Origin of the sequence: Magnetospirillum aberrantis SpK, from assembly GCF_011022235.1 — a bacterium.
In the GTDB taxonomy this organism is placed as follows: Bacteria; Pseudomonadota; Alphaproteobacteria; order Rhodospirillales; family Magnetospirillaceae; genus Magnetospirillum; species Magnetospirillum aberrantis.
On sequence record NZ_JAAIYP010000045.1, the window covers coordinates 44275 to 65898 of the forward strand.

Consider the following 21624-nt stretch of genomic DNA (forward strand, 5'->3'; position numbering starts at 1 on the left):
CGCTTGTCCCCCTACTTCCCCAGCCCCTCGGGCTTGCCCACCACCACGAAGGTCAGACGGGACGGGTCGAGCAGGCGGGCGGCCACCGCCTTGACCTGTTCCTTGCTCACCGCCTCGATCAAGGCGTTGCGGCGATCAAGATAGTCGATGCCCAGCTTGTCCAGTTGCATCGCCGTCAACAGGCCGGCGACCGAGGAGGTGGAATCCATCTGAAGGGCGAAGGACCCGGTCAGATAGGTCTTGGCGTCGGCCAGTTCCTGGTCGGTGACGCCGTTTTCCACCATGCGGGCGAACTGCGCCTTGATCAGTTCCAACGATTCCCTGGTCCGCGCGTTCTGGGTGGCGACGCCGCCGCTGATCAGGCCGGCATGGTCCAAAGGCACTAGATAGGAATAGACGGAATACGCCAACCCCCGCTTTTCCCGAACTTCCTCGGTCAGCCACGAGGAAAAGCCGCCGCCGCCCAGGATGTAATTCATCACATAGGCCGCGTACCAATCGGGATCGTCGCGTTTGAGGCCCTGGGTTCCGAACGCGGCGACGCTTTGCGGGTTGTCGCGTTCGATCACCTGGATACGGCCCGCCGCCCCCACCATCGCTTCCGGCACGGCAATCTTCGGGTGACGATCCGGCAGGGCGCCGAAGGTCTTGTCCAGCAACGGCGCCAGTTCGGCCGGGGTGATGTCGCCCACCACCGAGACCACCATGCCCTGGCGGCTGAGCCAGGTCTTGGCGTAGGTCTTGAGTTCGGCGGTGGTGATCGACTTGATGGTCGCCGGTTCACCCCGCGACGGCGTCCCATAGGGGTGGTCGCCGAACACCAGACGATACCAGGCACGGGCCGCCACCGCTTCGGGGCTTTGCGCCTCGCGGGCCAGCAGGGTCACAATCTGGCTGCGCACCCGCTCGACCGGTTCCTTGTCGAAACGCGGCTGGGTCAGGGCCAGCCGGAACAGGTCGAAAGCCACGTCGCGACGTTCGCTCAGCGTCTTCAGCGATCCAAGGAGATTATCCTTGCCGGCGCTGAACGACATCTGGATGGCCAAGTCCTCCAGCTTGCCCTGGAAGGTCTGGGAATCGTACGGTCCCGCCCCTTCGTCCAACAGGCCCGACACCATGGTCGCCAGACCGGGCTTGCCCTCGACCGAGGCGCCGCCGGCCATGGCCAGCGACAGCGACAAGATGGGGTTGGAATGGTCTTGGACCAGCCACGCCTCGACGCCGCCGGGACTGACCACGCGCTCGATGGTGACGGCATGGGCGGCAGGTGTCGCCACCACCAGCACGAACAGGAATGCGAACAGACGGCGCATCAGCGGACCTCCTTGGCGGCGGGCTGCATGGGGGCCGGACGGGCGGCGGCCGTCTCCACGCCCGGAACCGGCAACAAGACGCCGGTGACCGACGCCTTGGCGTCCAGCACCGCACGGGCGGCGGCGTTGACCTGGGCGGCATCGACGGCGGCGATGCGGGCGGGCCAAGCCTCGACGTCCTCGACCGTCTGGCCGGTGGTCAACGCCTGTCCCAGGACCTGGGCGGCGGTGTGCAGCGAATCGCGCGCATAGACAACGTTGGCGCGCAGCCGTTCCTTGGCCCGCTCGACCTCGGCCGCGTCGATGCCCTTTTCCAGCACGCGGGCGATTTCCTTGTCCATGGCGGCCTGAAGCTTGTCCATGGCGATTCCGGGGCGAGGCGTCGCCGCCACGCCGAACGTGGTGTGATCCAGGGACGAGGGGTCGTACCATGCCGATGCCGAGGTCGCGACGCCTTGCTCCACCACCAGGGATTTATACAGCCGCGCGGTGGTGTTGCCGCCCAGGATCTCGGACAGCACCTCAAGCGCATAGGGCTGCGCCTTGTCGGCAGCCGAGGCATAACTGGGGGCGAGGTACGAACGGCCCCACGACGGCTGTTGCACGCGGGCGTCGGACAACGTCACAATCCGTGCCGCCACCGGCGGCGGCTCCTCGATACGCTGGCGCTCGGGCACATTTTCCGGCTTGAGCGGACCGTAATAGGTTTCCGCCAATTGCCGCACCTTCTCGGGCTGCACGTCGCCCGCCACCACCAGGATGGCATTGTTGGGGGCGTACCAGCGCTTGTAGAAGTCGAGCGCGTCCTGACGCGACAGACTGGCGATCTCGCTGGCCCAGCCGATGATCGGCCGGCGATAGGGATGGTTGAGGTAAAGCGCGGCCTCGACCTGCTCGGCCAGAAGCGCCTGGGGATTGTTGTCGGTGCGCGAACGGCGCTCCTCCTCGACCACGGCGCGTTCGGTGGTGACGTTGGAATCGTCCAGCGTCAGGTTGCGCATGCGGTCGGCTTCCATCTTCATCACCGCTTCCAGTCGGTCGGCGGCGACGTTCTGATAATAGGCGGTGTAGTCGGACGAGGTGAAGGCGTTGTCGCGACCGCCCATGCGGGCGACGATCTTGGAAAACTCGCCCGGCGGCACACTTGGCGTTCCCTTGAACATCAGGTGTTCCAAAAGGTGCGCGATGCCGCTTTTGCCCGGCACCTCGTCGGCGGCGCCGACCCGATACCACACCATGTGGCTGACGATCGGGGCGCGGTGGTTTTCCACCACCACCACCTGAAGGCCGTTGTCCAGCCGATAGGTGGTGGGATTGAACACCTGGGCGGCCGCCGGCAACGGCGACAACAAGGCGGCGGCCAGGGCGAGACGGGCGAGTTTCATACTTCCTCCGGGAGGCTTCCGGGCACGTCGGTCGGGATATAGGCCGGGATCATGGCGATCCCAAGGCAACGCCCGCATACGAAAAAGGCGCGACCCGCTGGCCGCGCCCCTCTTTCGTGCCCCAAGGGGGCGTCAGTCGAAAATGCCTTCCAGCATGCCCTTGCGGCGACGCTGGATGCGCGGGCTGTCGCCGTCGGTGGCGGAACGGCCCAGGGCTTGATTCTCACGCAGCCGCTGCGCTTCCTTGCCGGCGTCCAACTGTTCTCCGGCACCGGGGCCTTCGGGCTTGCGCCAGAACACCAGCTTGTCGGTGAAGCTCGTGTCCATGCCGGCCAAGGCTTGGGTTTCCTTGTTGATCAGGACACGGATGTCGGGCTGGATCTGCTCGGCCCCGGCCTTCTTCAACAGCGCCACGTCGCCCTGGGTACGACCGGTGGTGGACACCGGCGTTCCCGCCGAGCGGCCGAACAGCGCCTGACGGGCCTGCTCACGCGCCGACCCCTCTTGCGGACGGACCGAACCGGGGCTCGGCGGCCGAAGCGAGAAGTCGGGCGGCATGGACAGCGGCGCGCGCTCCACCACCTGGAATTCGTCCGGCGGCGCCTTCTCGAAACCCAGCGCGCGGCGGGTATCGGTGCAACCGGACAGAGCGATCGCGGCCCCCACCGCCACAAAGGCGGCAAACAGGGCGCGGACGGGAGCGGACGTGGTGTTGCGCATCATGGCCCTAGTTTTTATCCGAAGACGGCTTGGCGAACAAGGCGTCCAGCACCAGCAGGACGGCACCGACGGTAATGGCGGAATCCGCCACGTTGAAGGCGGGCCAATGATAGCCCATGACATGTACGTCCAGGAAGTCGGCAACCGCCCCCCAACGCACGCGATCGACAACATTGCCCAAAGCACCGCCGATGATGCCACCCAAAGCCAAAGTCACCAACATCGAAGTGGATTTTCGCATCCACACCAACAGGCCGGCCGAGATCGCCACCGACAGCACCGACAGGATCACCGCGTTCCAGGCGCCGGCATTGTTGAGAATGCCGAACGACACACCCCGGTTCCACGCCATCACCAGATCGAACACCGGCAGGATCTCGATGCGGACCGGAGAATAGAAGGGCGTGTCGGCCACGCCTTCCGGCCGCATCAGGTGCTCGACCACCGCCCATTTGGAAAGCTGGTCGAGCACGACGATGACGGCGGCCAGGATCAGGCCCGGGCGTATGGAACAGCGCATGGAGCGGCTCACGGCACGTCCACCGCGTCCGAACAGCGGCCGCACACGCTGTCATGCTTGTGCTTGCCCACCTCGTTCAGCACCTTCCAGCAGCGCTGGCATTTCTCGCCCTCGGCTGCCTTGGGCAGGACGCCGATGCCGGGCACGTCCGACAGGGTGAAGGCCCCCTCGGGCGCGGCGCCCTTGACCAGCATCAGCCCCGAGGTGATGCAGATTTCCGCCAGATCCAGACCGTCAAGGGCGGCGGTGACGGCCGTGTCCTCGACATAAAGCGCCGGGCTGGCCTGAAGGCTGGAGCCGATGCGCTTGGCCACACGCTCGATTTCCAGCGCGCCGGTAACCACCCGGCGAACGGCGCGAACGGTTTCCCACTTGGCGGCCAAGGCGGCGTCCCGCCATTCGGCCGGGATGACCGGGAAGGTTTCCAGATGCACCGAACCGTCCTCGGACGGATGGCGGGCCAGCCAGGCTTCCTCGGCGGTGAAGCAGGTAAAGGGCGCCAGCCATTTGCACAAGGCGTCGAGCAGCAGGTCCATCACCGTGCGGGCGGCGCGGCGGCGGATGCTGTCGGGCGCGTCGCAGTAAAGCGCGTCCTTGCGGATGTCGAAATAGAACGCCGACAGGTCGACCGCGCAGAAATTGTGCAATTCGTTGAACCAGCCATGGAATTCGAAATCATGGCAGGCCTGTTTCAGGCCCGCGTCGATCTCGGTCAGGCGGTGCAGCACCCAGCGCTCAAGCTCGGGCATCTCGGCCACCGGCAGCTTTTCCGCCTCGGCAAGGCCGTCCACCGCGCCCAGCAGATAACGCAGGGTGTTGCGCAGGCGGCGATAGATGTCCACCTGGGTCTTGAGGATTTCCGGGCCGATGCGCAGATCGTCGGAATAATCCGACCCCACCACCCACAGGCGCAGGATGTCGGCGCCCTGGACGCCGACCACGTCCTGGGGCGAGACCACGTTGCCCAGCGATTTGGACATCTTGCGGCCTTGCTCGTCCAGCACGAAGCCGTGGGTCAGCACCGCCTCGTAGGGCGCACGGCCGCGCGTGCCGCAGCTTTCCAGCAACGAGGAGTGGAACCAGCCGCGATGCTGGTCCGACCCTTCCAGGTACAGGCTGGCCGGCCATTGGGTGTCGTCCCATTCGCCGCTTTCCAGCACGAAGGCGTGGGTGCAGCCGGAATCGAACCACACGTCGAGCACGTCGAACACCTGTTCGAACTGGTCGGGATCGTAACTGTTGCCCAGGAACCGCGAGGCCGGGCTGGTGTACCAGGCGTCCGAGCCCTCTTGTTCGAAGGCGGCGACGATGCGGTCCATGACCTCGGCGTCACGCAACGGCTGGCCGGTCATCTTGTCGATGAACAAGGGCAGCGGCACGCCCCAGGCCCGCTGGCGCGACAGGCACCAGTCGGGACGGGTGGCGATCATGGCGCCGATGCGGTTGCGGCCCTGGTCGGGAACGAACCGGGTTTCGTCGATGGCCTTCAACGCCTTTTCCCGCAGGCCATGGCTTTCCATGGACACGAACCATTGCGGCGTGGTGCGGAAGATCAACGGCGCCTTGGACCGCCAGGAATGGGGGTACGAGTGCTCGACCTTGCCATGCGCCAACAGGTTGCCGCACACGGTCATGGCCTCGATCACCGGCTTGGCGACCGGGCTGTAATACTTGCCGTTCTTGCCCTGGGCCAGCACGCTCTGGCCGGCGAAGACGGCCACCGACGGATAATAAGTGCCGTCGGGCTGCACGGTGTCGGGCACGGCGATGCCATGCTCCTTGCCCAACAGGAAGTCGTCCTCGCCATGGCCGGGCGCGATGTGCACGAAGCCGGTGCCGGTGTCGGTGGTGACGAAATCGCCGGGCAGCGCCGGAACGGGGAAGTCGTAGCCGCCCTTGGCCTCGGGATGGAACTTGAGCGGATGATGGCAGACGGTGCCGGCCAGCGCCTCGCCCTTGATGGTCGAGAGCACCTTGAAGGTCGCCTTGGCGTCCTTGGCCACCTGTTCCGCCTGATCCTTGATCAGCACCAGCTTGTCGCCGACACGGGCCAACGAGCCTTCGGCGACTTCCGTCACCTCGACCACCACATAGTCGAACTCGGGGCCATAGGCCACGGCACGGTTGCCCGGCATGGTCCACGGCGTGGTGGTCCAGATCACCACGGACGCCCCTTCGACCTCGGCGCAGCCGGCGGTGACGACGGGGAACTTGACCCAGATGGTGACCGATGTGTGGTCGTGGTACTCGACCTCGGCCTCGGCCAGGGCGGTCTTTTCCACCACCGACCACATCACCGGCTTGACGCCCTTGTACAAGGACCCGTCCAGCAGGAACTTGCCCAGCTCGCGGGCGATGGTCGCCTCGGCGGCGTTGGTCATGGTGGTGTAAGGGTGGTCCCAGTCCCCTTCCACGCCCAGGCGCTTGAATTCCTCGCGCTGGATGTCGATCCAGCCGCGGGCGAATTCACGGCATTCCTCGCGGAACTGCACCACCGGCACCTGATCCTTGTCCAGGCCGGCGGCACGGTACTTTTCCTCGATCTTCCATTCGATGGGCAGACCGTGGCAGTCCCAGCCGGGGATGTAGTGGACATCACGCCCCAGCATGAACTGGGTGCGGTTGATGACGTCCTTGAGAATCTTGTTGAGCGCGTGACCGATGTGCAGATGGCCGTTGGCGTAGGGCGGGCCGTCATGCAGCATGAATTTTTCCCGGCCCTTGGCCACGTCCCGCATGCGGCCGAACAGACCGATCGAAGCCCAGCGCGCCAGCAGCTTGGGCTCGAGCTCGGGCAGGCCGGCCTTCATGGGGAAATCGGTCTTGGGCAGAAAAACGGTCGACTTGTAGTCCACGCTCATCGGACTTCTCTTCAGTTATCGCCCAACGGCACCATGGGGCCGGGGCTGTCGGGAAAATGGTGCTCGGCCAGCAAGGCGCGGGCCGCGCGTACGTCGTCCTCGATCTGCGCCTTCAGCGCAGCCAGGCCGGAAAACTTCATCTCGGGACGCAGGTAATCCACCAGGGCCACCCGCAGATGCTTGCCGTAAAGATCGACGTTGGCGTCCAGCAAATGAACCTCCAGAACCTCGTCGGTCTTGTCGAAGGTGGGGCGGCGGCCAAAATTGGCGACGCCGTCATGCCATTGCGTGACCACGCCCAGATCGACACCGGCCCGCACCGCGTAGACGCCGGTGGCCGGGCGCTGGTATTCGCCCAAGGCGAAATTGGCGGTGGGAAAACCGATGGTGCGGCCACGCGCGTCGCCGTGTTCGACCCGGCCCTCCACCTCCCAGTAATGGCCCAACAGCTTGGCCGCCTCGGCCGGCTGGCCGCCGACCAGGAACTCGCGCACGCGGGTCGAGGAATAGACGTCGCCATCGGGCGCCATCTCCGGCGGCACGGCGGTAAAGCCGAAATTCCCCTCGTTCGCGGCCTTTTGCAGCAAGGCGCCGGTGCCCTGGCGCCCCTTGCCGAACACGTAATCATATCCCACCACCACATGACGCGCCGCCAGCCCGCACACCAGGATCGAGGCGATGAATTCCAGCGCCGTCAGGTTGGCGAAGGCGGCGTCGAAATGCTGGGCCACCATCAGGTCGGCGCCCAGCGCCTCGACCAGACGGGCCTTGACGCGGAACGGCGTCAGCCTGAACGGCGGCTGGTCGGGGCGGAAGAAACTGCGCGGGTGGGGCTCGAAGCACATCACCACCAAGGGCGCGCCCAATTGGTCGGCGATGCGCCGCGCGGCGCAGATCACCGCCTGATGTCCCTTGTGCACGCCGTCGAAATTGCCAAGCGCCACCACGCCCCCCTTGAGATCGGGAGGCAGTTCGCCGCAATGACGGATCAGGCGCATGGAAGACAAGACGGATTTCCCCGGTTACGTGGACCGTAAGGGGTATCCGATGCGTGACCGATTCGCAACCACGAACACCCAAAGAAAAGGGGCGCCCCAAAAGGGACGCCCCGATCCTTTGGCTTTGACCGAGAAGGATTACTTCTCTTCCTGAGCCCGGCGCATGGCGGCGCCGAGGATGTCGCCGAGCGAAGCGCCCGAGTCGGACGAACCGTACTCGGCCATCGCCTGCTTCTCCTCGTCGATCTCGCGGGCCTTGACCGACAAGGTGACCTTGCGGGCGCCCTTCTCGATCAGAGTGACCTTGGCGTCGATCTTCTCGCCGACGGCGAACTTCTCGGGGCGCTGCTCCGAGCGGTCACGCGACAGCTCACCCTTGCGGATGAAGCCGGTCAGGCCGTCCACCTGGACCTCCAGACCGTTCTCGGTGACCGAGGTGACGGTGGCGGTGACGATGTCGCCCTTCTTGATGCTGGCGACGGCGTCCTGGAAGGGATCGCTGGACAACTGCTTGATGCCGAGAGAGATACGCTCCTTCTCGACGTCGACGTCCAGGACCTTGGCCTTGACCATGTCGCCCTTCTTGAACTCGGCGATGGCGGCCTCGCCCGACTTGTCCCAGGACAGGTCGGACAGGTGCACCATGCCGTCGATGTCGCCCGGCAGGCCGATGAACAGACCGAATTCGGTGATGTTCTTGACCTCGCCCTCGACCTCGGTGCCGGCCGGGAACTTCTCGACGAAGGATTCCCACGGATTGGCCAGGCACTGCTTGAGGCCCAGCGAGATGCGGCGCTTCTGCGGATCGACGTCCAGCACCATCACTTCGACTTCCTGCGAGGTCGAGACGATCTTGCCGGGGTGGACGTTCTTCTTGGTCCAGCTCATCTCGGAGACGTGCACCAGACCCTCGACACCCGGCTCCAGCTCCACGAAGGCGCCGTAATCGGTGATGTTGGTGACGCGGCCGACGAACTTGGCGCCCACCGGGTACTTTGCTTCCACGCCCTCCCACGGATCAGCGTCCAGCTGCTTGATGCCGAGCGAGATACGCTGGGTTTCCGGGTTGAAGCGGATGACCTGCACGCGCACGGTCTGACCGATGTGCAGGGCTTCGGACGGATGATTGATGCGCTTCCAGGCGATGTCGGTGACGTGCAGCAGGCCGTCGACGCCGCCCAGGTCAACGAACGCACCGTAATCGGTGATGTTCTTGACCACGCCCTCGAGGATCTGACCTTCCTTGAGGTTCTCGATCAGCTCGGAACGCTGTTCGGCGCGGGTCTCTTCCAGCACGGCGCGGCGCGAAACCACGATGTTGCCGCGCGAGCGGTCCATCTTGAGGATCTGGAAGGGCTGGGGGGTGCCCAGCAGCGGGGTGATGTCGCGCACCGGACGGATGTCCACCTGGGAACCCGGCAGGAAGGCGACGGCGCCCGACAGATCGACGGTGAAGCCACCCTTGACGCGACCGAAGATAACGCCGGTGACGCGCTGGTTGTCCTGGAAGGACTTCTCCAGCAGGGTCCAGGCTTCCTCGCGCTTGGCCTTCTCGCGGCTCAGCACCACTTCGCCGTTGCGGTCTTCATAGCGCTCGACGAACACCTCGACGGAATCACCCGCCTGGATTTCCGGAGCGCGGCCAGCGGTGGCGAATTCCTTCAGCGGCACGCGGCCTTCCGACTTCAGACCGACGTCGATGACGGCGAAATCATTTTCGATGCGAACGATGGCGCCCTTGATCACGGTGCCTTCGAACGGGTTGCCGACACCCATGGTCTCGTCCAAAAGGGCGGCGAAATCTTCCATAGTCATAACCAGATACTTCCTTTCATCTTCTTTTACCCGGCCGTCCGGTTGTATCCGGCGGTCTTGCGGGAATTTCCCCGCCACATGGCAACAGGCCCCGTACCGTCACCGGCCGGGGCTGTAAAAAGCGGACTCTTACAGCTTTGCGCGGATAAACGCAATCGCCGCGTCAAAGGCGGCGGCGGCGTCCAAATCGGACGTATCCAACTGGTGGGCGTCCTCGGCCGGCTTCAGGGGTGCGACCGCACGTTGCGAATCGCGTTCGTCGCGTTCGCGCATCTCGGCCAGCACCGTATCGAAAGAGGTCTCGACACCCTTGCCCTGAAGCTCCAGCAGACGGCGGCGGGCACGGGTCTCGGCGCTGGCGGTGACGTAAAGCTTGATGGCCGCTTCGGGGCAGACCACGGTGCCGATGTCGCGGCCGTCCAACACCGCGCCCTTGCCGCCCGGCGGCTGGGCGGCGAAACGGCGCTGGAATTCCAGCAACTGGTCCCGCACCTCGGGAATGGCGGCGACCTTGCTGGCGGCCTGGGCCGCCTCGTCGCCGCGCAGATCGTCGGCGGTCAGATCCTCGGGTTCGAGGTCGCGTGCCGCTTCACCGGCGCGGGCGGGATCGGACGGCTCGAAGCCGGCGTTCCACACCTTCATGCCGACCGCGCGATAGATCAGGCCGGTATCCAGGTAATCGAACCCCAATTCGGCGGCGACCCGCCGGGCCAGGGTACCCTTGCCGGCAGCGGCCGGACCATCGATGGCGATAACAGTCATATGTTTTGTCCCTCAAGCGCCGGGCGCTCGCTTTCGGCTCGCAGGGCTCACGCTCGCATAAGCTCGCGGGGCCTCGATGGCCCAGTCCCTCGCCTTCGGCTCGCTCCGGTCGTTCACTCGTTCAAACGGTCTCGATCTTGGCGCCGAGGCCGTTCATCAACGTCTCGAAGCCGGGAAAACTGGTCTCGATGGCCTCGGCGTCGTCCACCGTCACCGGCTGGCCGGACGCCATGCCCAGCACCAGGAACGACATGGCGATACGGTGGTCCAGGTTCACCGCCACGGTGCCGCCGCCGGGCGGCGGCGCGCCGGTGCCGTGGACGACCATGGTGTCGCCCTCCTCCTCGACCTTGACGCCACAGGCCACCAGACCGCGCATGACGGCGGCGAAGCGATCGCTTTCCTTGACCCGCAATTCGGACAGGCCGTTCATGCGGGTGGTGCCGGTGGCGAAAGCAGCGGCGACCGCCAGAATCGGGTATTCGTCGATCATCGACGGCGCCCGTTCGGCCGGCACCTCGACACCGCGAAGCCGCGACGCGCGGATCAACAGGTCGGCCACCGGCTCGCCCCCTTCCTCGCGCGCGTCCTGGAAGCAGATGTCGGCGCCCATTTCCTGAAGGGTGGTGTAAAGCCCGGTGCGCAACGGGTTCATGCCGACCCCGCGCAAGGTGATTTCGGACCCCGGCACGATCAGCGCGGCAACCGCCGGAAAAGCGGCGGAGCTGGGGTCGGCCGGCACCACCACATGGCGGCCGGTCAATTCGGGGAACCCGGTCACCGAAATGGCGTGGCGGCCGTCTTCCAGATATTCGACATCGACGGTGGCGCCGAAATTCCTGAGCATCAACTCGGTGTGATCGCGGGTGGCTTCCTTTTCGATCACCGTGGTAATGCCCGGCGTGTTGAGGCCGGCCAACAGGATCGCCGACTTCACCTGGGCCGAGGCCACCGGCAACTCGTAGACGATGGGCAGCGGATTGTCGGTGCCCACCACCGCCGCCGGCAGGCGCCCCCCCTCGCGGGTGAAGAAGCGCGCCCCCATGCGCGACAGCGGTTCCGACACCCGCTTCATGGGACGCGAGCGCAAGGACGCGTCGCCGGTGAAGATGGTGGTGAAGGGATGGGTGGCGACCAACCCCATCATCAGCCGCGCCCCGGTGCCGGAATTGCCGAGATCCAGCACGTCGGCCGGTTCCTGAAGACCGCCGACCCCGCGCCCCCACAGGCGCCAGCTGCCGTCTTCCAGACGTTCCACCTCGGCACCCAGCGCCCGCATGGCCGCCGCGGTGCGCAACACGTCGTCGCCTTCCAGCAACCCCTCGATCCGGCTTTCGCCTACCGCCAGCGCTCCGAACATCAGCGCGCGATGGGAAATGGACTTGTCGCCCGGCACGCGCACGCCACCCGACAAGGGCATGGCCTGGCTGGATTTCAAGGGCTTGCTCATGTTCTCTCCCACCGTTCGCCACATGCGGGCCGGGACGGCCGTCATCATGAGGCGGTTGCCCCGATGATTTACTCATGTGGGGCCTTTGCCCCGATGATTTACTCATGTGGGGCCTTTGCCCCGATGATTTACTTATGTGGGGCCTTTGCCCCACAGGGCGCCTGATCTACCATAAACACCGACGCCGCACCTAGAAGAAGACGGCGGCACGCCCCCGGCATGGGGGGACAGGTTTTTTTCGTTTTGACACACGGGGGCGAACATGGCAAATGCCCCCGAACCACCCCACCGTCCCGGCGGGGACGAGACGTTTCGCAAGGAGGAATCACGTGGCCAAGCCGGAATGGGGTCAGAAGCGCACTTGCAACAGCTGCGGCTGTCGTTTCTACGACATGAGCCGCTCGCCCATCACCTGCCCCAAATGCGGCGGCACGGTTGAACCCGACATGCCGTTCAAGGTTCGCCGCAGCAGCGCCAGCAGCGCTGCCCAGGCCGAAGCCAAGGCGGCGGCGCAGAGCGCGGCCAGTGCCGTGGATCTGGAGAGCGGCGACATCGCCGCCATCGAGGAAGACGAGGACGCGCTCGACAACGACGAGGATTCGGCGGACGAGGACGAGAGCGGCCTGATCGAGGACGCCTCGGACCTGGGCGAGGACGACGACGACATGGCCGAGGTCATGGAGCACCTGGACGAGGAGATCGGGGACGAGGTCTGAAGACCTTCGTTCTCCTGGATTTCGCCACTCCGGCAAAAAAGTCACGGGGCTGAAAGAATCCTCTTGACCCCAATGGCCGAAGTCCATAATTTCCCGCTCCACCGACGACGGAACCCAGAGCCGAAGTCGTGAAAGTTTCGGGGCCATAGCTCAGCTGGGAGAGCGCTACAATGGCATTGTAGAGGTCAGGAGTTCGATCCTCCTTGGCTCCACCAAATCGAAGGACCCGGCGGCACCCCGCCGGGTCTTTCGCTTTTTGGCCAATCCCGGACAGACCGTCACGACGGTTCTTTTCCCCCTTGACCAGCCGGCATGAAATCCATATTTTCCCGGCTCCACCGATGGCGGCCCCCCAGGCCGCGTCGCGAAAGTTTCGGGGCCATAGCTCAGCTGGGAGAGCGCTACAATGGCATTGTAGAGGTCAGGAGTTCGATCCTCCTTGGCTCCACCAAATCAAAGGCCCGGCGGCCGTCCCGCCGGGCCTTTCGCTTTGTCCCCAGCTTTTCTCAGGCCGCCTGAGCAGCACCGGCCTCGCGCACGCCGCACAGGAAGTTTTCCACGTACAGCCGCAGTTCATTGGCCTGTTGCGACAATTCCCCGGCCGCCTGCAACACCTCGGTAGCGGTAGCCCCGGCGGTATGGGCCGCCAGACTGACCTCGACGATGGTGTGCGACACCGCCTCGGTGCCGGTCGCGGCCTGTTCCACGCTGCGGGCGATTTCGGCGGTGGCTGCGCTTTGCTGGTCCACCGCCGACGACACCTCGGCCGAGGTGCGGTTGATGGCCCCGATGATATCGCCGATGGTGGCGATGGCCGACGCGGCCTCGGTCGCCGAATCCTGTACCGCGCAGATCTGGGCGGAAATCTCGGCGGTGGCCCGCGAAGTCTGGGTGGCGAGACTTTTCACCTCGTTCGCCACCACGGCGAAACCTTTTCCGGCTTCGCCGGCACGGGCCGCCTCGATGGTGGCGTTCAGCGCCAACAAATTGGTTTGCGTCGCGATGGCCCCGATCAGATCGACCACCTCGCCGATCCGTCCGGCAGCGGCCGTCAGTCCCAAGACGATCTCGCCCGACCGCTGGGCCTCGCGCACGGCGGCTTGGGCGATGCGCGCGGAATCGTTCACCTGACGGGCGATCTCCGCCTCGGTCGCGGTCAGTTCCTCGGTGGCCGAGGCGACGTTCTGGACGCTCATCGCCGCCTGTCCGGCGGCCGAAGCCACCGCCGACGACTGCATCCGGGTCTGTTCGGCGATGGCCGACATGGATTGGCTGGTCGCCTGCATCTGGGTGGCGGCGGCGGTGACGGATTTTGTCACTGCCGCCACCTGGACGTCGAACTCGGCGGCCAGACGCTCGATCTCGCGCTGGCGGCGCAACTGCTCCTCCTGGCCGCGCAGACGCTCGGCGGCAACGCGCTCGGCCTCGGCCACATGATCACGAAACTTGACCAGACCGCGCGCCAGTTCGCCGATTTCATCGGAACGGTGAGTGTGGCCGATCTGGAAATCATGTTCGTCATTGGTCAAACGGCGAATGGCGACGGTGACGTCGGCAAGCGGCCGGGTGATGCGGCGACCGTTCAGCCAAGCCACCGTCCCCACCACCGCCAACACCATCAGGGCGGCGGCGGCGAACCACAACACACGCTGGCGGAAGGCGGAATCGACGTCGTCCACATAGATGCCCGAACCGACCACCCAGCCCCAGGGCTCGAATCCCGCCACATAGGACAGTTTCGGCACCGGCCGCTCCGCCCCCGGCTTCGGCCATTGATAGGTAACGAAACCGGCACCGGCCCGCGTGACCTGGCGGTTCATCTCGCGGAACAGATAAAGGCCGGTGGGATCTTGCATGCCGTCCAGGCTGGTGCCCACCAGCTTGGCGTTGGAATGGGCCAGCATGGTCGAATCGGACAGGCGGTGGACCCAAAGATACTCCGCGCCGTCGTAGCGGATGGCCGAGATGGCGGCCAACGCCTGGGCCTGGGCGGCGGCACGGTCAAGCGTGCCGTCCCGTTCCATCCGCTGATAGTGACCAAGCAGGGTCCGGCCCAGATCGACGATGTGCCGCGTCTTGATCTCGCGGTCCAACAACAAATCCGACCGCATCTGCTGGACGCTGAACGCCACCACCGCCAACGTGCCAAGCACGGCGGTGACGACGATCAGCCAAAGCCGACCGCCAATACGCATGATGTTCCTCCCCCCGGCGAGTGTCGCTCTGCGGCAACTATCTCGTGCAGGGGCGCAGTATCACCAACCGAGGGGCGGCCGTCAATTTTGGCAAATGAAAATATCCGGAAAGCGACATCCTTGCCGCCGCTTTGTCCGCCGGAAGGGGGAGGCTAACTCTTCTTCCCCTTCAACGCCGCCTCGAGCGCGTCGCACACGGTGGTCAGCACCTTGACGCGGGCGAAGGGCTTGTCGTTGGCCTCGACCAGGGTCCACGGCGCCATGCTGGTCGAGGTTTTCTCCACCATGTCGTTGACCGCCGCCTCGTAATCGCCCCACTTCTCGCGGTTACGCCAGTCCTCGTCGGTCAACTTCCATTTCTTGTATTCGATCTCGCCACGCTGGTTGAAGCGGGCCAATTGTTCCTCGGGGGTAATGTGCAGCCAGAACTTGCACAGCACCGTGCCGGCGCGGACCAATTGATCCTCGAAATCGGTGATCTCGCCATAGGCGCGGCGCCAGGCTTCCTCGGAACAGAAGCCCTCGACCCGCTCCACCAGCACCCGGCCGTACCACGAACGATCGAAGATGGTGACGCGGCCCGACCGCGCCAGATGGCGCCAGAACCGCCACAGATAATGCTGGGCGCGTTCTTCCTCGGTCGGCGCGGCGATGGGGATGACCTGATAGTCCCGCGCGTTGAGCGCGTTGGTCAGCCGGCGGATGGTGCCGCCCTTGCCCGCCGCGTCCCACCCCTCGAACACCAGGACGGTGGAAACGCCCTGTTGCTTGGCCTGACGGTGCAGCGTCGACAGCCGTCCCCGGCATTCCTGAAGGACGCGGTTATAGTCGTCGCCAGAGATCGAACTGGTCATGTCAAGCGACGACAGGATCGACGGCTGGCCGCCAAGCGCCGCCGGCTTGGCCTTCTTCGCGGGGACCTCTTTCATCTCGGCCGCCACCTTGCGCGCCACCGCGCGCGTTTCAAGATGCCGGACGATGGCGTCGCGCACCGTGCTCAGCACCACGGAATAGCGGTAGCGGGGGTCGGCGCCCTCGACGATGTGCCACTGGGCATGGCCCTTGGACGTCTTCATGATCAGCCGCTCGGCGGCACCGACGAACTTGTCGTAAAGCTTGAAGTGCTTCCAGTCGGTCTCCGACACCTGCCACTTGGTCAGCGGGTCTTCCTCGAGCTTCTTCAGCCGCTTCTTCTGAGCCTTCTCGGACAGATGCATCCAGAACTTGAGGATCAGCGCGCCTTCGTCGGCCAGGGTCTTCTCGAAGCGGACGATGCGGGCCAGATCCTCGTCCATCTCGGCCGGGCTGGTCTCGCCCATGGCGTGGGAGACGAACGGGTGATGATACCACGACGACAGGAACATCCCGATCTTGCCCTTGGGCGGCAGGTCACGCCAGAAACGCCAGTATTCCGGGCGTTCGCGTTCCTCGTCGGAAGGCGGACCATAGGCGCGGGTAACGATCCAGCGCGGGTCCATCCATTCGTTCAAAAGGTTCACGGTCTCGTTCTTGCCGGCCCCGTCGACGCCGGCGAAAACGATGACCACCGGAAAGTCGGCGCCCCGCAATTGTTGCTGCAAGTCCAGCAACTCGGTCCGAAGATCCGGCGCCAGGGCGTCGAATTCCTCTCGGCTGACCTTGCGGCCCAGTTCCGCGGCCTCGAACATGCGCGTCCCTCTCCCCGTTTCAGGCCGTCACCCCGGCCCAGGAAAGAACGCTATGCCTTTCTTATGGGGCACTCAAGGGCTGAACTGATTGATCAGGAATGCAAGCCCCGCGCAAATGGTCAGGCACAGGGCCAACGCCAGGATCAGCTTCTTGGAATTGTTGGTCGGTTCCTCGGACATCACGCCTCACTTCCAGATGGGTTTGCCGCTGCCCGGCAAGCCGTATTCGGCCCAGCGCTCGCTCACCTTGTCCACCACGCCCTGATCCATGCGCAGCTTGACGCCCCACTCGCGGTGGGTCTCGGGCGGCCATTTGTTGGTGGCATCCAGGCCGATCTTGCCGCCCAGCCCCGATTCCGGGCTGGCGAAATCCAGATAGTCGATGGGCGTGCCCTCGATCACCGTGATGTCGCGGGCCGGGTCCATGCGGGTGCTGACCGCCCACATCACGTCCTTCCAGTCCCGCGCGTCGATGTCGTCGTCCACCACGATGACGAACTTGGTGTACATGAACTGCTTGAGGAAGCTCCACACCCCGAACATCACCCGCTTGGCGTGGCCGGGATAGGCTTTCTTCATGCTGACCACGGCGATGCGGTAGCTGCATCCCTCGGGCGGCAGCCAGAAATCCTTGATCTCGGGGAATTGCTGGGACAACAGCGGGATGAACACCTCGTTCAGCGCCTCGCCCAGCACGCTGGGCTCGTCCGGCGGACGGCCGGTGAAGGTGGACAGGTAGATGGGGTCGCGGCGCATGGTGATGGCCGAGACACGGAACACCGGGAATTCCTCGACATTGTTGTAATAGCCGGTGTGGTCGCCATAGGGGCCTTCGGGGCCGAACTCGTCCAGCATGACGTGGCCTTCCAGCACGATCTCGGCCTCGGCCGGGACCTTGAGCGGCACCGTCTTGCACTCCACCAATTCAACCTTCTTGCCGCGCAGCAGACCGGCGAACTGGTACTCGGACAGGGTCTCGGGAACCGGGGTGACGGCGGCGATGATGGTGCCGGGATCGGCGCCGATGACCACGGCGGCCGGCATGGGCTCGCGTTTGGCACTTTCAGGACGTCCCGCTTCGCGTTGGGCCCAACGCTGGTAATGCTGCGCTCCGCCGCGATGCTTGAGCCAGCGCATCAGCGTGGTGTTGCGCCCGGTCACCTGCATGCGGTAGATGCCGAGATTGTAGTTGTCGCGCCGGTCGCCCTTGGTGTCGGGGCCTTGCGTCACCACCAGCGGCCAGGTGATCAGCGGCGCCGGCTCGCCCGGCCAGCAGCCCTGGATCGGCAGCATGGACAGGTCCACGTCGTCGCCCTGATAGACCACCTGCTGACAGGGCGCGCCGCCCACGACCTTGGGCTTCATGGCCAGCACGGTCTTCATCAGGGGCAGCATGTCCCAGGCGTCGCGCAGCGAGGCCGGCGGCTCGGGCTGTTTCAGGAAGGCCAGGGTCTCGCCCACCTCGCGCAACTGATGCGGTTCGCGGTCCATGCCCCAGGCGACGCGCTCCACCGTGCCGAACAGATTGACCAGCATCGTCATGGGATATTTCGAACCATCGGCGCGCACCACGTTCTCGAACAGCACCGCCGGCCCGCCTTCGGCCAACAGCCGGGTCTGGATCTCGGTCATCTCGAGCGCGGGCGAAACTGCTGCCGACACCCGCACCAGCCGGCCGGACGCTTCGAGTTTGTGGATGAAATCGCGCAAGGAATCGTAGGGCAAAGGGGCCTCCGCAGAAACGGCGGCCAAGGGTGGCGCCAAGCGACGGCGGCCGTCAACCCCGGAGCGCGTCCACCGCATTTTCATCGCCAAGCAAGGTCTATACCCGGCTTGGCGGGTTTCGGGAATCCCTGTACTCTGTGACGTAGTGTGACGGGGGGTGGGACGCCGGGCCGGCGTCAAGGGAGTGAGGGACATGGCTGCGGCTTCGCAGGAACAGCGCTATCGCACTCTGATCGAATTGGGCATCGCCCTTTCCGCCGAGCGTAACCACAACCGCCTGATGGAGAAGATCCTCCTCGGCGCCAAGTCCATGACCAACGCCGATGGCGGCACGCTTTATCTGGTGAGCGAGGAAAAGGACGGTCTCAAGTTCGAGATCATGCTGAACGACACGCTGGACGTCGCCATGGGCGGCACCACCGGCAAGGCGATCCCCTTTCCGCCGCTCAGGCTGTACGACGACGAGGGCAAGCCCAACCATAAGAACGTCGCCTCGTATTGCGCCCTGTCGGGAACCACGGTGAACATCGCCGACGCCTATGACGTGGACAAGTTCGACTTTTCCGGCACCAAGGCCTTCGATTCCAAGACCGGTTACCGGTCGAAATCCTTCCTGACGGTGCCGCTCAAGAATTACGAGAACGAAGTCATCGGCGTTCTTCAGTTGATCAACGCCCGCGACCGCCGCAACAACGTCGTCGCCTTCGGTCCCGACATCACCCCGCTGATCGAGGCACTGTCGTCGCAAGCCGCGGTGGCGCTGGACAATTCCCGCCTGATCGAAGCCCAGAAACACCTGTTCAAGAGCTTCATCCAGGTCATCGCCGGCAGCATCGACGCCAAGTCGCCCTATACCGGCGGCCACTGCAACCGCGTTCCCACCATCACCTTCATGCTGGCCAAGGCGGCATGCGAAAGCACCGAAGGCCCGTTCAAGGACTTCATGCTGACCGAGGACGAGTGGTACGAGTTGGAAGTCGCCGCCGGCCTGCACGATTGCGGCAAGGTGACCACGCCGGAATACATCGTCGACAAGGCGACCAAGCTGGAGACCATCTATAACCGCATTCACGAAGTGCGCATGCGCTTCGAGGTCGCCAAGCGCGACACGGTGATCGACTATCTTCAGGGCGTGGTGGCCGGCGAACGGCCCGAGAGCGAGCTCAAGGCCGAGATGGAGCAACGTCTGGCGCAACTGGACGACGACTTCGCCTTCATCGCCGAATGCAACGTCGGCGGCGAGTTCATGGCCCCCGAACGCATCGAACGCATGAACGCCATCGCCGAACAGACCTGGGTGCGCACCATCGACGACACCTTGGGCCTGTCCATCGACGAGATGAGGCGCCGGCATGGCGAGGAGCCGAAGCCGCCGGTGGTGGAAAAGATGCTGTCCAACAAGGACTGGCACATCATCCCGCACGACGTCACCATCGACCTGGCGCAGTACGAAGCCGAAGGGTTCGCCATGCGGCCGTGCCAGAACAAGTACGACCTGGGCGAGCTTTACAACCTGGCCATCGGCCGCGGCACGCTGACCGCCGAGGACCGTTTCAAGATCAACGAGCACATCACCCAGACCATCCTGATGCTGAAGGCCCTGCCTTTCCCCAAGAATCTGGCGCGGGTGCCGGAATGGGCCGGCGGCCACCACGAAAAGATGGACGGCAGCGGCTATCCCAAGGGCCTGAAGCGCGACGACATGTCCATTCCCGCCCGCATGATGGCCATCGCCGACATCTTCGAGGCGCTGACCGCCGCCGACCGTCCCTACAAGAAGCCCAAGACGCTGTCGGAATCGCTGAAGATCATGTCCTTCATGGTCAAGGACCAGCACATCGACGCCGAATTGTGGCAATTGTTCCTGACGTCGGGGGTGTGGAAAATCTACGCCGAGCAATACCTGCGGCCCGAGCAGATCGACGCGGTGGACATCGCCGCCTATTTGCCCAAGCCGGCGGCGTGACGGCGCCCATTCCCCCACGCGGTTGACTTTCCCGGCGAGTGGGCTATCTCTGCCCCCTGGATTGCAGGGGGGGAGAGTTTCATGCTTGAACGCGCGCTCGAACGGTTCCTGTTCGCCGGCCGCTGGTTGCTGGTGCCGCTTTACATCGGCCTGACGCTGACCTTGGTGCTGTTCACCATCAAGTTCTTCCAGGAATTCCTGCACCTTTTGCCGATCCTGCCGGAACTGGCGGAAACCGACCTGATCCTGGCGGCACTGGCCATGGCCGATCTGGTGCTGGTGGCCAACCTGCTGGTGATGGTGGTGCTGTCGGGATACGAAAACTTCGTCTCGCGCATCGACCACGCCGAAGGGCAGTTGTCGTGGCTGGGCAAGGTGGACACCGGCACGCTGAAGATCAAGGTGGCGGCCAGCATCGTCGCCATTTCCTCGATCCATCTGCTCAAGGCCTTCGTCAAGGCCGAGAGCATCGCCAACGACAAGCTGATGTGGCTGGTGATCATCCATCTGACCTTCGTGGTGTCGGCATTGTTGCTGGCCGTGGTCGACAAGATCGCCTTCGCCACCCACCGCGAGGAGCATTGAACATGGAAATGGTGAACGGCCTGTCGTTGCCGGTGGTTCTGTTGATGGGATTGGTCGGCGCCCCGGTCCTGTTGCGTCGCGCCGGCTATCCGATGGGCAAGACCATCCTCGGCACGTTGACCGGCGCGATGGTCCTGCTGGGATGCTGGGCCATCCTCTCCTCGATCCAGAACCGCCTGGGACTGACGTTCCTGCCGCTGGGCTGGCTGGTGCCGCTGGCCAGCGGTTTCGCCGTCTGGCGTTGGCGCGGCCAGCTTTAGGCCAAACGAACAAAAGCGCCGCCGGAATCGCTTCCGGCGGCGCTTTGCGTTGTCCCGGCGTCTACTGCACCCAGCGGTTCAGGTAGGTGCGGATCAATCCGTCCATCTGGGAATCGATGTCGCGGATCATGCTTTCGGAGATTTCATACAGCACGCGGTCGCGTTCGTTGAGCGAGGCCCCCTCGGCCACCGTCTTGGTGCGGGTGGCACGCGCCACCACGTCGGCCACCGGCAGGTGGCGTTCGTCCAAGATCTGTACGGCCACGTCCAGGCTGCCGTCGAAGCGCGCGGCTTGCTGGTCCTTGAACATGCCGGAGAAGCCCTTGTCCACCTGCAACGGCACCTCGATCACCTTGGCGTCGCGGATGATGACGCGGGCATAGCCGGAACGGCCGATGGGCCGCAAGCGGTCCTGGGCCCAGCGCACGGTGGCGGCCTCGGGGCTGACCGGCATCAGGTGCTCGATGTTGGGACGCTTGGCCGGGGAAACGTATTCCGGCACGATCTCCAACTGGCCGACGTCAAGCCGGAACGGCGCCTTGTCGGCAAAGCTGATCTCGGGGAGCTTTTGCACCGGCGGCTTGTTTTCACAAGCGCCAAGGGCCAGGGCACAGGCCAGCGCCAGCACCACGTGGGAGCGACGGAGGAACATGGGCGGGCATCCCCTTTCTGAAAGTTGGAACCGG

Annotated in this window: 17 protein-coding genes and 2 tRNA genes; 6 read left to right on the forward strand and 13 right to left on the reverse strand. The window is 64.9% G+C overall.

Going from position 1 to position 21624, the window contains the following annotated elements; translation table 11 throughout:
* Nucleotides 1–11 precede the first annotated feature (11 nt).
* From G4223_RS18230 to aroA, 9 genes are all read right to left on the reverse strand, one after another.
* Nucleotides 12–1313, reverse strand: coding sequence for a M16 family metallopeptidase (locus G4223_RS18230; RefSeq protein WP_163682693.1), 1302 nt, complete (start codon nucleotides 1311–1313; stop codon nucleotides 12–14).
* Nucleotides 1313–2698, reverse strand: coding sequence for a M16 family metallopeptidase (locus G4223_RS18235; protein WP_163682695.1), 1386 nt, complete (start codon nucleotides 2696–2698; stop codon nucleotides 1313–1315). The genes G4223_RS18230 and G4223_RS18235 overlap by 1 nt, the downstream gene beginning before the upstream one ends.
* A gap of 132 nt (nucleotides 2699–2830) precedes the next feature.
* Complete coding sequence (locus tag G4223_RS18240) at nucleotides 2831–3421, reverse strand: DUF3035 domain-containing protein (protein WP_163682697.1); 591 nt, start codon at nucleotides 3419–3421, stop codon at nucleotides 2831–2833.
* 4 nt (nucleotides 3422–3425) lie between these two features.
* The gene (gene lspA / locus G4223_RS18245; protein ID WP_338086923.1) at nucleotides 3426–3950 is read right to left on the reverse strand and encodes a signal peptidase II; all 525 of its coding nucleotides are present in this window, start codon (nucleotides 3948–3950) and stop codon (nucleotides 3426–3428) included.
* A complete protein-coding gene (ileS, locus tag G4223_RS18250; protein WP_163682699.1) occupies nucleotides 3947–6799 on the reverse strand; it encodes an isoleucine--tRNA ligase in 2853 nt (950 codons plus the stop codon). Before ileS ends, lspA begins: the two co-directional genes overlap by 4 nt.
* Before the next feature lie 11 nt (nucleotides 6800–6810).
* A complete protein-coding gene (locus tag G4223_RS18255) occupies nucleotides 6811–7797 on the reverse strand; it encodes a bifunctional riboflavin kinase/FAD synthetase (protein ID WP_163682892.1) in 987 nt (328 codons plus the stop codon).
* A 138-nt stretch (nucleotides 7798–7935) separates the two neighbouring features.
* Nucleotides 7936–9660 carry a 30S ribosomal protein S1 gene (gene rpsA / locus G4223_RS18260; RefSeq protein WP_338086932.1) on the reverse strand — a complete coding sequence of 575 codons (1725 nt, stop codon included), beginning with the start codon at nucleotides 9658–9660 and terminating at the stop codon, nucleotides 7936–7938.
* A gap of 81 nt (nucleotides 9661–9741) precedes the next feature.
* Complete coding sequence (gene cmk, locus G4223_RS18265; RefSeq protein ID WP_163682703.1) at nucleotides 9742–10374, reverse strand: (d)CMP kinase; 633 nt, start codon at nucleotides 10372–10374, stop codon at nucleotides 9742–9744.
* A 121-nt stretch (nucleotides 10375–10495) separates the two neighbouring features.
* On the reverse strand, nucleotides 10496–11824 hold the full coding sequence (gene aroA, locus G4223_RS18270; protein ID WP_163682705.1) for a 3-phosphoshikimate 1-carboxyvinyltransferase: 1329 nt from the start codon (nucleotides 11822–11824) through the stop codon (nucleotides 10496–10498).
* 329 nt (nucleotides 11825–12153) lie between these two features.
* Here aroA and G4223_RS18275 point away from each other — a divergent pair, with 329 nt between their 5' ends.
* From G4223_RS18275 to G4223_RS18285, 3 genes are all read left to right on the forward strand, one after another.
* Nucleotides 12154–12540 (forward strand): TIGR02300 family protein, encoded by a 387-nt coding sequence (locus G4223_RS18275; RefSeq protein ID WP_163682707.1) that lies wholly within the window; start codon nucleotides 12154–12156, stop codon nucleotides 12538–12540.
* A gap of 139 nt (nucleotides 12541–12679) precedes the next feature.
* Nucleotides 12680–12755, forward strand: a tRNA-Ala gene (locus G4223_RS18280).
* A 160-nt stretch (nucleotides 12756–12915) separates the two neighbouring features.
* Nucleotides 12916–12991 (forward strand) — tRNA-Ala (locus tag G4223_RS18285).
* A 55-nt stretch (nucleotides 12992–13046) separates the two neighbouring features.
* Here G4223_RS18285 and G4223_RS18290 read toward each other — a convergent pair.
* The 3 genes from G4223_RS18290 to G4223_RS18300 form a co-directional block, all read right to left on the reverse strand.
* A complete protein-coding gene (locus G4223_RS18290) occupies nucleotides 13047–14735 on the reverse strand; it encodes a methyl-accepting chemotaxis protein (protein WP_163682709.1) in 1689 nt (562 codons plus the stop codon).
* Between the two features lie 152 nt (nucleotides 14736–14887).
* Complete coding sequence (gene pap, locus G4223_RS18295; protein WP_163682711.1) at nucleotides 14888–16402, reverse strand: polyphosphate:AMP phosphotransferase; 1515 nt, start codon at nucleotides 16400–16402, stop codon at nucleotides 14888–14890.
* 186 nt (nucleotides 16403–16588) lie between these two features.
* Nucleotides 16589–18127, reverse strand: a complete 1539-nt coding sequence (locus tag G4223_RS18300; protein WP_163682713.1) for a UbiD family decarboxylase — start codon at nucleotides 18125–18127, stop codon at nucleotides 16589–16591.
* Between the two features lie 193 nt (nucleotides 18128–18320).
* On the opposite strand from G4223_RS18300, the gene G4223_RS18305 reads away from it, so the two are divergent.
* From G4223_RS18305 to G4223_RS18315, 3 genes are all read left to right on the forward strand, one after another.
* The gene (locus tag G4223_RS18305; protein WP_163682716.1) at nucleotides 18321–20093 is read left to right on the forward strand and encodes an HD family phosphohydrolase; all 1773 of its coding nucleotides are present in this window, start codon (nucleotides 18321–18323) and stop codon (nucleotides 20091–20093) included.
* Nucleotides 20094–20174: 81 nt separating this feature from the next.
* Entirely contained in the window at nucleotides 20175–20678 is a 504-nt protein-coding gene (locus G4223_RS18310) for a TIGR00645 family protein (RefSeq protein ID WP_163682717.1), read from the forward strand.
* Nucleotides 20679–20680: 2 nt separating this feature from the next.
* Nucleotides 20681–20938, forward strand: coding sequence for a hypothetical protein (locus G4223_RS18315; protein ID WP_163682720.1), 258 nt, complete (start codon nucleotides 20681–20683; stop codon nucleotides 20936–20938).
* Nucleotides 20939–20999: 61 nt separating this feature from the next.
* Here G4223_RS18315 and G4223_RS18320 read toward each other — a convergent pair whose 3' ends face one another.
* Nucleotides 21000–21590 carry a hypothetical protein gene (locus tag G4223_RS18320; protein ID WP_163682722.1) on the reverse strand — a complete coding sequence of 197 codons (591 nt, stop codon included), beginning with the start codon at nucleotides 21588–21590 and terminating at the stop codon, nucleotides 21000–21002.
* Nucleotides 21591–21624: the final 34 nt, after the last annotated feature.

Excerpts from the sequence above, each read along its gene's own strand:
- G4223_RS18230 (WP_163682693.1), bottom strand. The coding sequence starts at position 1,313 with ATGCGCCGTCTGTTCGCATTCCTGTTCGTGCTGGTGGTGGCGACACCT.
- G4223_RS18235 (WP_163682695.1), bottom strand. The coding sequence starts at position 2,698 with ATGAAACTCGCCCGTCTCGCCCTGGCCGCCGCCTTGTTGTCGCCGTTG.
- G4223_RS18240 (WP_163682697.1), bottom strand. The coding sequence starts at position 3,421 with ATGATGCGCAACACCACGTCCGCTCCCGTCCGCGCCCTGTTTGCCGCC.
- ileS (WP_163682699.1), bottom strand. The coding sequence starts at position 6,799 with ATGAGCGTGGACTACAAGTCGACCGTTTTTCTGCCCAAGACCGATTTC.
- G4223_RS18255 (WP_163682892.1), bottom strand. The coding sequence starts at position 7,797 with ATGCGCCTGATCCGTCATTGCGGCGAACTGCCTCCCGATCTCAAGGGG.
- cmk (WP_163682703.1), bottom strand. The coding sequence starts at position 10,374 with ATGACTGTTATCGCCATCGATGGTCCGGCCGCTGCCGGCAAGGGTACC.
- aroA (WP_163682705.1), bottom strand. The coding sequence starts at position 11,824 with ATGAGCAAGCCCTTGAAATCCAGCCAGGCCATGCCCTTGTCGGGTGGC.
- G4223_RS18290 (WP_163682709.1), bottom strand. The coding sequence starts at position 14,735 with ATGCGTATTGGCGGTCGGCTTTGGCTGATCGTCGTCACCGCCGTGCTT.
- pap (WP_163682711.1), bottom strand. The coding sequence starts at position 16,402 with ATGTTCGAGGCCGCGGAACTGGGCCGCAAGGTCAGCCGAGAGGAATTC.
- G4223_RS18305 (WP_163682716.1), top strand. The coding sequence starts at position 18,321 with ATGGCTGCGGCTTCGCAGGAACAGCGCTATCGCACTCTGATCGAATTG.
- G4223_RS18310 (WP_163682717.1), top strand. The coding sequence starts at position 20,175 with ATGCTTGAACGCGCGCTCGAACGGTTCCTGTTCGCCGGCCGCTGGTTG.
- G4223_RS18315 (WP_163682720.1), top strand. The coding sequence starts at position 20,681 with ATGGAAATGGTGAACGGCCTGTCGTTGCCGGTGGTTCTGTTGATGGGA.
- G4223_RS18320 (WP_163682722.1), bottom strand. The coding sequence starts at position 21,590 with ATGTTCCTCCGTCGCTCCCACGTGGTGCTGGCGCTGGCCTGTGCCCTG.